This is a genomic window from Prevotella sp. P4-51, assembly GCF_002251455.1.
GTDB lineage: Bacteria > Bacteroidota > Bacteroidia > Bacteroidales > Bacteroidaceae > Prevotella.
The window spans coordinates 49,565-62,057 of the sequence record NZ_NPJM01000009.1 but is presented as its reverse complement, the minus strand read 5'-3'; the positions used below and the strand labels follow the sequence as shown (position 1 = coordinate 62,057).

At 53.9% G+C, this 12,493-nt stretch carries 11 protein-coding genes; 7 read left to right on the top strand and 4 right to left on the bottom strand.

The genetic code is table 11. From position 1 onward, the window contains the following. Nucleotides 1-10: 10 nt before the first annotated feature. Nucleotides 11-361, top strand: coding sequence for a hypothetical protein (locus tag CIK94_RS00745; RefSeq protein WP_094388513.1), 351 nt, complete (start codon nt 11-13; stop codon nt 359-361). A 6-nt stretch (nt 362-367) separates the two neighbouring features. On the opposite strand, the gene hemW is transcribed toward CIK94_RS00745, so the two are convergent. Further along, nucleotides 368-1,471 (bottom strand): radical SAM family heme chaperone HemW, encoded by a 1,104-nt coding sequence (hemW, locus tag CIK94_RS00740; protein ID WP_094420722.1) that lies wholly within the window; start codon nt 1,469-1,471, stop codon nt 368-370. A gap of 161 nt (nt 1,472-1,632) precedes the next feature. Here hemW and CIK94_RS00735 point away from each other — a divergent pair, with 161 nt between their 5' ends. The 3 genes from CIK94_RS00735 (at nt 1,633) to CIK94_RS00725 (ending at nt 6,299) form a co-directional block, all read left to right on the top strand. Further along, entirely contained in the window at nt 1,633-3,795 is a 2,163-nt protein-coding gene (locus CIK94_RS00735) for a translation factor GTPase family protein (protein WP_094420720.1), read from the top strand. A gap of 191 nt (nt 3,796-3,986) precedes the next feature. Continuing rightward, nucleotides 3,987-5,546 (top strand): sensor histidine kinase KdpD, encoded by a 1,560-nt coding sequence (locus CIK94_RS00730; RefSeq protein ID WP_094420718.1) that lies wholly within the window; start codon nt 3,987-3,989, stop codon nt 5,544-5,546. A gap of 54 nt (nt 5,547-5,600) precedes the next feature. Continuing rightward, complete coding sequence (locus tag CIK94_RS00725) at nt 5,601-6,299, top strand: response regulator transcription factor (protein WP_022310730.1); 699 nt, start codon at nt 5,601-5,603, stop codon at nt 6,297-6,299. Between the two features lie 123 nt (nt 6,300-6,422). On the opposite strand, the gene aroC is transcribed toward CIK94_RS00725, so the two are convergent. Beyond that, nucleotides 6,423-7,496 (bottom strand): chorismate synthase, encoded by a 1,074-nt coding sequence (aroC, locus tag CIK94_RS00720; RefSeq protein WP_094388509.1) that lies wholly within the window; start codon nt 7,494-7,496, stop codon nt 6,423-6,425. A gap of 31 nt (nt 7,497-7,527) precedes the next feature. Next, a complete protein-coding gene (locus CIK94_RS00715) occupies nt 7,528-8,178 on the bottom strand; it encodes a peptidylprolyl isomerase (protein ID WP_022310728.1) in 651 nt (216 codons plus the stop codon). A 126-nt stretch (nt 8,179-8,304) separates the two neighbouring features. Here CIK94_RS00715 and CIK94_RS00710 point away from each other — a divergent pair, with 126 nt between their 5' ends. Then, entirely contained in the window at nt 8,305-10,461 is a 2,157-nt protein-coding gene (locus CIK94_RS00710; protein ID WP_094388508.1) for a S8 family serine peptidase, read from the top strand. A gap of 77 nt (nt 10,462-10,538) precedes the next feature. Here the strand turns inward: CIK94_RS00710 and CIK94_RS00705 are convergent, their stop codons facing one another. After that, complete coding sequence (locus tag CIK94_RS00705) at nt 10,539-10,757, bottom strand: hypothetical protein (RefSeq protein ID WP_144008256.1); 219 nt, start codon at nt 10,755-10,757, stop codon at nt 10,539-10,541. Nucleotides 10,758-10,913: 156 nt separating this feature from the next. On the opposite strand from CIK94_RS00705, the gene CIK94_RS00700 reads away from it, so the two are divergent. Then, complete coding sequence (locus tag CIK94_RS00700; protein ID WP_094388506.1) at nt 10,914-11,789, top strand: M48 family metallopeptidase; 876 nt, start codon at nt 10,914-10,916, stop codon at nt 11,787-11,789. 33 nt (nt 11,790-11,822) lie between these two features. Continuing rightward, the gene (locus tag CIK94_RS00695) at nt 11,823-12,281 is read left to right on the top strand and encodes a MaoC family dehydratase (RefSeq protein WP_022310725.1); all 459 of its coding nucleotides are present in this window, start codon (nt 11,823-11,825) and stop codon (nt 12,279-12,281) included. The last annotated feature ends 212 nt before the right edge of the window (nt 12,282-12,493 follow it).

Sequence of the window (12,493 nt, the reverse complement as noted above, 5' to 3'; positions counted from 1 at the left end):
AAGATAGATTATGGAAAAAGAATTTGAAGACTTCTGGACCGCTCATAGCAAACAACTCATTGCGCGAGCCCCCAAGCGCTGGCAGGAAGAGCGAACCCATAGCTTGGGGATGAACACTCTGGGCGACTGGCTGCTCTGGATAGTGCCCGTGGGCGTGGTGGTGTGTCTGATGGATTACAAGTTTGTGGCGAGCAGCCTGGTTAACTTCCTTATCTTGCTCGTCATCTGCGTGGTGTGCGTGGTGGTGTGCCAGATGGTGCGTCCCTATGTCACCGGCAAACGCAGCGTGGCCGAAATAGACAAGGAAATCAAGCAATACTACTACGAGCAGTATCGCCGCGACGGAAAGATAGAACTGTAAGGATGGCTATATCCGCATCAGGTCGCTCATGATGCTGTCGGAGAGGTAGATGCCGCTGCGGGTGAGGTGGAGCCGGTCGTCGTCGACAGCCAGCAGGCCGCGGCCGATGTGTGGTCTGGCGGCGTCGAGGGCAAACTGCCGGTCTTCGGGCGAAAGGTGCTCGAGCTGCAGCCCCTCTCGCGTGCGTAGAGCAGTGGTGATAAGGTCGTTGTAGTGGGTCTCGGCATCTATCGTCTCGTATTCGCAGGGGCGAATGCCATCTTCTATCGAGCTGATGTAGTCGTCCAGACTGGCTGTATTCCAACTCCTTGTCTTTCCGTCATACGAGTGTGCGGCTGCACCTACGCCTATGTAGGGCGTGTCGTGCCAGTAGCTGCTGTTGTGGCGGCTTCGGAAGCCCGGTAGGGCAAAGTTGCTTATCTCATAGTGTTCATATCCGGCAGCGGTAAGCCGGTCGATAAGCACGTTGTACATGTCGAGCGACAGTTCGTCGCTTATTTCCTTTATTTTCCCTTGCTCCAGATACCGGTAGAGCAGGGTACCCTCTTCATACATCAAGGAGTAGGCCGACAGGTGTTGGGCGCCGAGAGCGAGAGCATGGTCTATGTCGCTCTCCCAGTCGGCCAGAGTCTCGTCGGGAAAGCCGAACATGAGGTCTACGCTGATATTGCCGATGTTCAGCCGATGCAGTGTCTCTACAGCCTGTGTCACCTCATCGGCAGTGTGGCGTCGGCGAATCAGACGGAGCCTGCTGTCACTGAAAGTCTGGGCTCCCATACTTACACGGTTTACCTGTGGCGGCAGGCGGAAACCTGCGCGACACACGTCGTCGGGATTACATTCGATGGTGACTTCGGCGTCGTCGCTCACCCTATACCTATTATATATATAGGAGATGAGTCTGTCGAGATTGCCGGCAGAGAGCATGCTGGGCGTACCTCCCCCCAGATAGATGGTATCGATGCTGTCGGCAGAGGCTTGGCGCATGTCAAGTTCGTGGCACACGGCGTCGATATAACTATCTTGGATATCAGCACGTGTGGTACTGTAAAAGCCACAGTAGGCACAACGCGATGCACAGAAAGGTATGTGAATGTATAAACCAGCCATAATTGGCGCAAAATTACTAATAAGTTGAAAAAAAATGAAGATTTTTGCCGTTTTCTTTTGGTGTTTCTCCTAAAATATATAACTTTAGCATCGATAAGGGCAAGTGTATCGCAACACATGCCATGACTAAGAACATTACTAACAACTTAAATCTTTTTGATATGAGAGTATATCAAACAAATGAAATCAAGAACATCGCGCTGCTTGGCAGTGCGGGTAGCGGCAAGACCACGCTTGCCGAGAGTATGCTTTTTGAAGCTGGAATCATCAAACGTCGTGGTACAGTGGAAGCCAAGAATACGGTGAGCGACTACTTCCCCGTAGAGCAGGAGTATGGCTACTCTGTATTCCCCACAGTATTCCATGTAGAGTGGAACAACAAGAAACTGAATATTATCGACTGCCCCGGTTCCGATGACTTCGTGGGTGGCGCCATTACTGCCCTCAACGTTACCGACCAGGCCGTGATTCTCATCAATGGCCAGTATGGTCCTGAGGTGGGTACACAGAATAACTTCCGTTATACCGAGAAACTCAAGAAGCCCGTTATCTTCCTTGTCAACCAGTTGGATTCAGACAAGTGCGACTTCGACAACATCATCAACAGCATGCATGAAATCTATGGCAGCAAGTGCGTACAGATACAGTACCCCTTGTCTACCGGTCCTGGTTTCAATGCGCTTATCGACGTGCTCCTGATGAAGAAGTACAGCTGGAAGCCCGAGGGTGGTGCGCCTATCATCGAGGACATTCCTGCCGAGGAGATGGACAAGGCTCTGGAGCTGCACAAGGCTCTGGTCGAGGCTGCTGCCGAGAACGACGAGTCTCTGATGGAGAAGTTCTTCGAAGAGGAAACCCTCACCGAGGACGAGCTGCGTGAAGGTATCCGCAAGGGTCTGGTAACCCGCTCTATCTTCCCTGTATTCTGCGTATGTGCAGGCAAGGACATGGGCGTTCGCCGACTGATGGAATTCTTGGGCAATGTAGTTCCCTTCGTAAGCGAGATGCCTAAGATGCACAATACCCGTGGTGAAGAGGTTGAGGCCAACGCCGCCGGACCAGAGAGTCTGTATTTCTTCAAGACTGGTATGGAACCCCATATCGGTGAAGTGTCTTACTTCAAGGTTATGAGTGGTTCGGTTAAGCCTGGTGACGACCTTACCAATGCCGACCGTGGTTCCAAGGAGCGTCTGGGTACCATCTATGCCTGCGCCGGTGCCAACCGTATCGCCGTAGACCGTCTCGAGGCTGGCGACATCGGCTGTACCGTGAAACTCAAGGATGTCAAGACCGGCAACACGCTCAACGGCAAGGACTGTGAGTGGCGTTTCGACTTCATCAAGTATCCCAACTCCAAGTATTCGCGTGCTATCCGCACTACCAATGCCCAGGATATGGAGAAACTCATGGTCGCCCTGCTCAAGATGCGTCAGGAAGACCCCACATGGGTGGTAGAGCAGAGCAAGGAACTGCGCCAGACCATCGTTCACGGTCAGGGAGAGTTCCATCTGCGTACGCTGATGTGGCGTCTGGAAAACAACGAGAAGCTGAGTGTAGTCTTCGATGAGCCCCGCGTGCCTTACCGTGAGACCATTACCAAGAAAGCCAAGGCCGAGTATCGTCACAAGAAGCAGAGTGGTGGTGCCGGACAGTTTGGCGAGGTTCACCTCATCGTCGAGCCTTATGCCGAGGGTATGCCCGATCCTACCGTGTTCAACTTTGGTGGTCAGGAGTTCAAGATGAACATCAAGAGCCGTCAGGAAGTAGATCTGGAGTGGGGTGGCAAGCTCGTATTCCTCAACTCGGTTGTCGGCGGTGCCATCGATACTCGTTTCATGCCCGCTATCCTCAAGGGTATTATGGACTGCATGGAGCGCGGACCTCTTACTGGTAGCTACGCCCGTGATGTACGCGTAATCGTTTATGATGGCAAGATGCACCCGGTTGACTCCAATGAAATCTCATTCACCCTGGCTGCCCGCCACGCTTTCTCTGATGCGTTCAAGAATGCCGGTCCTAAGATTCTGGAGCCTATCTATGACCTCGAGGTTTATGTACCGTCAGACTATATGGGCGATGTGATGAGCGACCTGCAGGGACGTCGTGCCCTCATCATGGGTATGGACTCAGAGGCTGGTTACCAGAAACTCCAGGCCAAGATTCCATTGAAGGAGCTCGCCAACTACTCTATTTCTCTGAGTAGCCTTACTGGCGGACGTGCCTCGTTTACCACCAAGTTCGCCAGCTACGAACTCGTGCCCAATGATGTTCAGTCCAAGCTGATTGCCGAGCATGAGGCAGAGCAGAAAGACGATGACGAATAACAGAGTATAAAATCCGAAAATGATGGAGGGAATGGGTAAAGCCATATCCCTCCTTTTTTTTATCCTATCCGTCATCACGATAATTACAAATGCGTAAGTAATCTGTGTATTTATAGTTAATAATGTTAAACACGGTGTAAATAATTAACCTTTTAATGTTAACGTTTTAAGTATTTACGTATATTTGCATTATGAAAAAGAAAACAATATGGACCATAGCAGTCATCATGGGCGTCAGCTTCCTGATATTGCTTTTCCTACAGCTCAAGTATATCCAGGAGATGGTGGATATGAAGAAAGAGCAGTTTGACGAGAGTGTCAACCGTTCTCTCTATCAGGCCTCGCGCAATTTGGAGCTTAACGAGACCCTGCGTTATCTTGAGAAAGACGTCAACGAGACTGAGCGTAAGGCCTTCAAGAAGGACTCTGTGGGCACGCGCTCCAGCCATCCCGACGCTACAGTGCAGCAGTCGCATCAGTATGCTGCCGTGGGCAAGGACGGCACTATCTACACCTCGTTCGAGCTCAAGACCATATCATCCAATCCTGCCACCAAGCCCAAGGGAATGATTCTCGAAAACGACAAGGGCAGCATCTCCGAGGCTTCGAGGTCGTTGCAGGAGATTGTCAAGAACCGCTACGTTTATCAGAAGGCGCTGCTCGACGAGGTGGTGGTGTCTATACTCTACTCGGCATCAGACAAACCGCTGAAGGAGCGCATCAACTTCAAGCTGCTCGACCAGGACCTCAAGGCAGAGTTGATGAATAATGGCGTCAACATTGGCTACCATTTCACCGTGTCTACCCAGGACGGTCGCGAGGTCTATCGTTGTCCCGACTATTCCGACGAGGGAGAAGAGTACACCTACACCCAGATACTCTTCCGCAACGACCCGGTCAGCAAGATGGGAGTTGTCAAGCTGCACTTCCCCGATATGAACAGCTACATCTACTCGTCTATCCGCTTCATGATTCCCAGTGTGATCTTCACCGTGGTGCTGCTCATCACCTTTATCTTCACGATAGTCACGATATTCCGCTCGAAGAGATTGTCTGAGATTAAGAATGACTTCATCAACAATATGACCCACGAGCTCAAGACGCCTATCGCCAGCATTTCGCTTGCGGCGCAGATGATGAACGACCAGAGTGTCACCAAGAGCGAGACCATGATGAAGCATCTGTCGGGAGTGGTGCAGGACGAGTCCAAGCGCCTGCGCTTCCTCGTGGAGAAGGTGCTGCAGATGAGTATGTTCGACCGCAAGAAGGCTGTGTTCAAGAAGAAGCACCTCGACCTCAACGAGATGGTCGAGAACATGGCCAACTCGTTTACCCTGCGCGTAGAGCATACCGGCGGAAAAATCTACACCGAGATTGAGGCTGTCGACTCTGCCATCTATGTCGACGAGGTGCACTTCCAGAACGCCCTCTTCAATCTGATGGACAACGCCGTGAAGTATGGCAAGCCCGAGAAGCCGCTCAATATCTATCTGCGCACATGGAACGACGATACCCATCTCTGCTTCTCCGTGCGAGATACCGGCATCGGCATCAAGAAGGAAAACCTGAAGAAGGTGTTTGAGAAGTTCTACCGCGTGCATACCGGCAACGTGCACGATGTCAAGGGCTTCGGTCTGGGACTTGCCTATGTCAAGAAGATTATCGACCTGCATAACGGCACCATCAAGGTAGAAAGTGAAGTGGGCAAGGGTACCACCTTTACCATCAAGTTGCCCAAGATAGAAGATTAATCAATCACAATTATCAATAGAAACAATATCAATAATCATTTAAACAATACAACTATGGACGAGAAGTTGAAAATTTTGCTTTGCGAAGACGATGAGAATTTGGGAATGTTGCTCCGCGAGTATCTACAGGCCAAAGGTTATCAGGCAGTTCTCTGCCAGGATGGTGAGGTCGGCTACAGAGAGTTTGCCAAGGGCAAGTTCGACATCGCCGTTCTCGACGTGATGATGCCCAAGAAAGACGGATTCACCCTGGCCCAGGAGATTCGTCAGGCCAACACCGAGATTCCTATCATCTTCCTTACCGCCCGTGCCCTCAAGGACGATATCCTCGAAGGCTTCAAGATTGGTGCCGATGACTATATCACCAAGCCATTCTCTATGGAGGAGCTCGTGCTGCGTATTGAGGCCATCCTGCGCCGTGTCCATGGCAAGAAGGCCAAGGATGCTACCGTGTTCCGTATCGGTCGCTTCGTGTTCGACGCCCAGAAGCAGCTGCTCACCATCGGTGAGAAGCAGACCAAGCTCACCACCAAGGAGAACGAGCTCCTGGCTCTGCTCTGCGCTCACTCCAACGAGATTCTGCAGCGCGACTTTGCCCTCAAGACCATCTGGATTGACGACAACTACTTCAATGCCCGCTCGATGGATGTGTATATCACCAAGCTGCGTAAGCATCTGAAAGACGATGACCAGATTGAGATTATCAACATCCACGGCAAGGGCTACAAGCTCATCGTTCCCGATGCCGATTAAGGCTTGACGCGTAATACATAGAAAAAGGTTCTTCTGCATGCCATTGGCAAAGACAGAAGAACCTTTTTTCGTATCTTTATGAGTCATGCTGGGCGTCACGTCTGCCGTGTTCCGCCCGCTTTCCTATAGGTGTGTGGTCTTGTTGACCAGATAGCAGTCGAGTATCACCATGGCAGCCATAGCCTCCACCACCGGCACGGCGCGTGGCAGCACGCATGGGTCGTGTCGACCTTTGACCTCCAGTTGCGTAGCATTGCCGTCGGTGTCTATTGTGGCTTGCGGTCTGAGCAGTGTTGCCACAGGCTTGAACGCCACACGGAAACAGATGTCTTCGCCATTGCTTATGCCGCCCTGTATGCCTCCGCTGTGGTTGGTAAGGGTCACGTGGCTGCCGTCGGGATCAAAGAGGTCGTTCACCTCGCTGCCTCTGTGTGAGGCCATGTCAAAGCCGTCGCCATATTCAAAACCTTTGACGGCATTGATGCTCAGCATCGCACTGCCCAGTTGGGCGTGCAGTTTGCCGAACTCTGGTTCGCCCAGTCCGGCAGGACATCCCTCGACCACACAGGTAATGACGCCACCGATGGTGTCGCCGTCGCTCTTTACCTGCATGATGAGCTCTTCCATCTGTGCCGCTTTGTCGGCATCCGGACATCTCACGTCGTTGTCGTCAGTGCGTCTGAGGTCGTATCGGTGATAGTCGCGGTCCAGCGCTATCCCTCCTACCTGCGAGGTATATGCCGTGATGCTTACCCCTATCTGCTTGAGCGCCAGCATAGCCAGCGCGCCACCCACACAGCGGCTTATCGTGACCCGCGCCGACGAGCGTCCGCCCCCACGATGGTCGCGTATGCCATACTTATTATAATAGGTATAGTCGGCATGCGAGGGTCTGAACACACGGCGCATATTGTCATAGTCATGCGAGTGCTGGTTGGTATTGCGCACGATGAATCCGATGGGCGCACCGGTCGATTTGCCCTCAAATACACCACTGAGTATTTCTACCCGGTCGCTCTCGTTGCGCTGCGTCGTAAGCTGGCTTTGACCCGGACGACGACGGTCCAACTGGTGTTGCACGAAGTCCATGTCGATGTCTATCCCAGCCGGAAAACCGTCGATGACACCGCCTATCGCTTCACCATGGCTCTCGCCGAAGGTGGTGAGGCGCAGTATGTTTCCTATTGTGTTGCTCATGTTGTGGGTGGTTTTGTTGCCTATTGGCCTATTAGTGGTTGTGGTGTCCGCCTCCGCAGTGGCCCTCGCCTCCGCAGTGACCTTCTCCGCCACAGTGACCCTCACCGTCGCAGTGGCCGTCGCCGCAACCGCCGTCACCACAGTGACCGCCGCAGCCGCCTCCGCAGTGTCCGCCACATCCGCCTTCACCGCTCAGCATGCGTGCCATCTGCTCTATCTCGGCATTGGTGGCAGGACGCGACTCGTGGATGGTACCCTTGAAGTTGAGCGTCATACCAGCCAGTGGGTGGTTGAGGTCTATGCGCACCTTGTCGCTGCCGATGCTTACCACGCGTCCGAGGAAACGGTTGCCGTCCTCGTTCTGCAGCGGGACGATGGCTTCGGGGTAGATGTTCTTGCTGTCAAACTTGCCGTCGACGCTGAATATCTGCTTGTCCAGTTCCACTACGCGTGTGTCTACATGTTCGCCATAAGCTCTGTCGGGAGAGAGCACGAAGTCGAAGTCGGCACCCTCTGCCAGACCCACGAGATTGCTCTCAAAGTCCTCGAGAGTGGTTCCGAAACCGCTGAGAAACACAAATGGTTTGTCTTTAGCTGTCTCTTCTATCAGTTCCTGCTTGTTGTCGGTGATATCATAGAGCTTGTAGGCCACGCTGATATACTTGTAATCCTTTTGTTCCATTATTATTTAAGTATTATTGTTTGCTGTTCATGCAAAGGTACTAAAAAAACAGGGGTTACGGGGCTTTCTCCTTGATTTTTTTGACTTTGGCTTGCGTGGCTCGTTTATTTTCATTTATTTTGCAATATGAAGCGAACCGTATTTATGTTTTTGCTATGGGTCATGGTGACGGCTGTCTATGCCCAGCGCCCCGATTTTACCAAGATGTCTGCCATGGTGCGCTCGCTGGCTCTCGACGCCTCTTCATCGGCAGCCCGCGTGCAGGGCGTGGGTGCCCATGCGGCCTCGTGGCTTTGCGCCTTTGTCGAGATTGACGGCGACGGAGCCGCTGTGCTCGACTCCTGTGGCGGCGAGTCGCTTGCCCGCTTTGGCAACATCCACATCGCCCGCATCCCCGTGGGCAGCATCGCGCGGCTGTCTTCGCTTCCTAAGGTCAAGCGCATCGAGGCCAACCGTTCCCACCGAGCCACCCTCGATACGATGGCGGTCATACTCCGTGCCGACAAGGCCTACCGTGCCGAGTCTTTGCCCCAGGCTTTTACCGGCAAAGGCGTGGTGGTAGGCGTCCAGGACATAGGCTTCGACTATACCCATCCCACCTTCCTCGATACCCTCAGCCACCGCTGCCGCATCAGTTCGGTGTGGGACATGCTCGCTGCCGACGACGGGACTATGCCCGTGGGCGCCACCTATCATGGCGCCGATGTGCTGGCTTGCCGGCATTCGGCCGATGGCAACGACCAGACCCACGGCACCCACACCACGGGCATCGCTGCCGGCAATGGCTACCGCTCGGCCTACCGCGGTGTGGCCTACGAGAGCGACATCTGCCTTGTGGCCAACGCCACGGGCGACAATGCCTCGATGATACCTCCCGAGCGGCTCAATCTCTACACCTATGCCCTTGATGCGCTCGGGTTCAAGTATCTCTTCGACTATGCTGCCGAGCGCGACATGCCCTGTGTGGCGTCCTTCAGCGAAGGCTCGGGCCAGGACTTCCGTGGCGACGACCGTCTCTATTACCAGGTGCTCGATTCGCTCGTTGGCCCTGGTCGTATACTCGTGGCTTCGGCGGGTAACGACGGCCTGGTCAAGACCTACTTCCACAAACCGGCGTCGCTGCAGAGCGAGGGGTCGTTCTTGCGGTCAGAGGGCGACCGTGTGTCGTTCATGGTTCGTGGCAACCGGAGTTTCGAGGTGCGCCTGGTGTCCTACGGCGACACGCGCGACACGCTGCTCATCTCCTCGCGCCAGGTGACTGCCGACACGCTGCGCCTCGAGCAGTGGTGCGGCATGAGCGTCATGGCATGCGCCTATCCGTCGGCCTACGAGGCTGCCGACACGGTGATGGATGTCTCTCTACGCCAGACCGACGGGCGCCTGCTGTCGGTCGAGATTGTGGGCGAGGGCACCGACGCCAGTTTCTACAAGAGCCGTGGCACCCTCATCACCAATCCCGCCAACCCCAGCCTCGCTGCCGGCGAGTATAGCCATAGCATCGGTTCGCCCGCCAGCTCGCCGGCAGCCATCTGCGTGGGCTCTACCGCCTATCGCCAGGACATTTACACCTACCTCGGCGCCCATCGCGTCTACGACATGGGGCACGACGGCGAGCGCACCCGCACCTCGTCGATAGGCCCCACGGTCGACGAGCGCATCAAGCCCGATGTGATGGCTCCCGGCACCAACATCGTCTCCTCGTACAGCAGCTACTATCTCGAGCACCATCCCTCGGCGTGGGATATCGTCAACTCAGACAAGGAACACTTTGACTTTGAAGGCCGTACTTATGCCTGGAACTACAATTCGGGCACGTCTATGTCTACCCCCGCTGCCGCTGGCGCCATCGCCCTGTGGCTCCAGGCTTGTCCTACGCTTACCCCCGACCAGGTGCGCGAGCTCATTGCCGCCACCTCCCGTCGCCACGACCCGTCGCTCGACTATCCCAACAACTATTATGGCTATGGCGAGATAGATGTCTATGCCGGATTGCTGCGCCTGCTCGGCTTTACAGCCATCCCCGATGTGTCGCAGCGTCAGGCACAGGGCGTGGCGATACGGCCCGTGGGCGATGGGGTAGAGTTGAGGTTCGACTCTGCTCCTATCCACACCTTTGTGGTCAATGTCTATGGGGTTGACGGCCGCCGCGTGGCTTCCCACAGACTCGCGCCCGAGGGCTGCAGCTATCTCATCTCGCTGGCTGGCGCTCCCCGTGGCGTCTATGCCGTCCAGGTCAATACCGGCTCTCGGGCTACGACGGGTTCCCAGCTCATCAGACACTAAATCATCATTTTTGGGTATTGCACATAGCGTCAGAAAGCAGTACCTTTGCAACTGGATGAAAGTTTGATCGTAACCACTTAGATCATGATGTTTTGTATAATTGTAGAGAGGAGAGGCGTGACAGTGGTCATGCACTCTCCTCTAATCTTTTTCCCCCTTTCTCCCGTCCTCCCATTCCTGCCCGTGGCCGTAGAATAATTGGTTTCAGACTTTGCAACCATCGTTTCCAGCTCTGCAATCATTGTTTCCAACCTCGCAATACTTAATTCCCACCCCGCCTTCAACCTCTCTGCCATCAATGCGGTTTTGTGGCGTGTGGCGTAGTGCGCACACGTTTGCGCCTGCTTGCCATACCAGCCCCGAGGGCGCATGGGGGAGCCAAAAAAGTGGCATTTTGTTTGGCATATTCGTTCTAAATGGTTACTTTTGCGCCAGTATAAGAAAGGAATTTTATGAAACAGCTTAAAGTGATGCTGCTGGTATGGGTTGTGGCCCTCTTGGCAGCATGCGGCACCACGCGCACGGTGCCCATTACCGGTCGCAAGCAGAGTCTGATGGTGTCCAATCAGGAGATAATGAGCCTGAGCAACAAGGAGTACAACCAGTACATGCAGTCGGCCAAGAAATCGACCAATGCCGCCAATACCGAGATGGTAGTAAGGGTAGGCAAGAAACTGGCTACTGCCGTAGAAAACTACTTGAGAAACAACGGTATGGCTGCCGAAGTGAGTGAATATAGCTGGGAGTTCAACCTGGTGCAGGACAAGAGCGCCAACGCGTTCTGTCTGCCTGGTGGCAAGATAGTGGTCTTCGAGGGACTGCTGCCCTACACCAAAAACGAGAATGGACTTGCCATCGTGCTGGGTCACGAGATAGCCCATGCCGTGGGCAAGCATAGTGCCGAGCAAATCTCCAAGCAGATCAAGCAGCAGTATGGTACCCAGCTGCTCAGCAGCGTGCTCAATGCTGCCACCGGCACCAATGTGGGCAGTTATGCCGCCGTGCTGGCTCAGCAGGGTCTGAAGCTGCGCAATCTGAAGTACAGCCGCGACCATGAGACCGAGGCCGACCACATGGGACTTATCTTTGCGGCTATGGCCGGCTACAACCCGCAGGAAGCCATCACCTTCTGGCAGCGCATGTCGGGCGGCAAAGGCAATCAGGACGATTTCCTGTCAGACCACCCTTCCGACGCAAAGCGTATAGCCGCGTTGCAGCGCGATATGCCCGAGGCGCTCAGATACTATGAGGCCAGCAAGCCCAAGACTCTGAGAATCTCTACGTCGACCAAGACAAAGACCACCACCACTACCAAGCACAGGAAGTAATACACATTATTAATATATAATAACGACAAGACTATGTTGGAAATTAATTCTTATGAAGAGTTTGCCGCTCACTTAGGCGAGGAAATTGGTACCTCTGAGTGGCTTACCGTCGACCAGGACCGCATCAATCAGTTTGCCGATGCCACCCTCGACCACCAGTGGATACATGTAGACGTAGAGCGCGCCAAGGCCGAGAGCCCCTACAAGAGCACCATCGTGCATGGTTATCTTACCCTTTCGCTGTTGCCCTACTTCTGGAACCAGATTATCAAGGTCAACAACCTGAAGATGCTCGTCAACTATGGCATGGACAAGATGCGTTTCGGTCAGGCTGTGCCCGTGGGCAGCCGTCTGCGCATGGTGACCAAGCTGCACGAGATAGCCAACCTGCGCGGTATCTGCAAGGCCAGCATCGCCTTCAAGATTGAAATCGAAGGCCAGCGCAAGCCCGCACTTGAGGGCATCGCCACCTTCCTCTACTACTTCAACTGATAACGAAGCGGCAGTCAACAGGAGTTCCCCATCCGTCATCACGAGCGGAAGGGGAACTCTTTTTGGTTCAATAAGTCGTGTGAATTGGTTGTTTATTACTTTTTTGTGTCTTCTCATGTCGATTTTCGGGAAAACTGTTTGCAGCCATTCACTTTTTTTATATCTTTGCTATCTCGACCAATAACAACAATATAAATCTAAAATAAGACGTA

Excerpts from the sequence above, each read along its gene's own strand:
- CIK94_RS00745 (WP_094388513.1), top strand. The coding sequence starts at position 11 with ATGGAAAAAGAATTTGAAGACTTCTGGACCGCTCATAGCAAACAACTC.
- hemW (WP_094420722.1), bottom strand. The coding sequence starts at position 1,471 with ATGGCTGGTTTATACATTCACATACCTTTCTGTGCATCGCGTTGTGCC.
- CIK94_RS00735 (WP_094420720.1), top strand. The coding sequence starts at position 1,633 with ATGAGAGTATATCAAACAAATGAAATCAAGAACATCGCGCTGCTTGGC.
- CIK94_RS00730 (WP_094420718.1), top strand. The coding sequence starts at position 3,987 with ATGAAAAAGAAAACAATATGGACCATAGCAGTCATCATGGGCGTCAGC.
- CIK94_RS00725 (WP_022310730.1), top strand. The coding sequence starts at position 5,601 with ATGGACGAGAAGTTGAAAATTTTGCTTTGCGAAGACGATGAGAATTTG.
- aroC (WP_094388509.1), bottom strand. The coding sequence starts at position 7,496 with ATGAGCAACACAATAGGAAACATACTGCGCCTCACCACCTTCGGCGAG.
- CIK94_RS00715 (WP_022310728.1), bottom strand. The coding sequence starts at position 8,178 with ATGGAACAAAAGGATTACAAGTATATCAGCGTGGCCTACAAGCTCTAT.
- CIK94_RS00710 (WP_094388508.1), top strand. The coding sequence starts at position 8,305 with ATGAAGCGAACCGTATTTATGTTTTTGCTATGGGTCATGGTGACGGCT.
- CIK94_RS00705 (WP_144008256.1), bottom strand. The coding sequence starts at position 10,757 with ATGGCAGAGAGGTTGAAGGCGGGGTGGGAATTAAGTATTGCGAGGTTG.
- CIK94_RS00700 (WP_094388506.1), top strand. The coding sequence starts at position 10,914 with ATGAAACAGCTTAAAGTGATGCTGCTGGTATGGGTTGTGGCCCTCTTG.
- CIK94_RS00695 (WP_022310725.1), top strand. The coding sequence starts at position 11,823 with ATGTTGGAAATTAATTCTTATGAAGAGTTTGCCGCTCACTTAGGCGAG.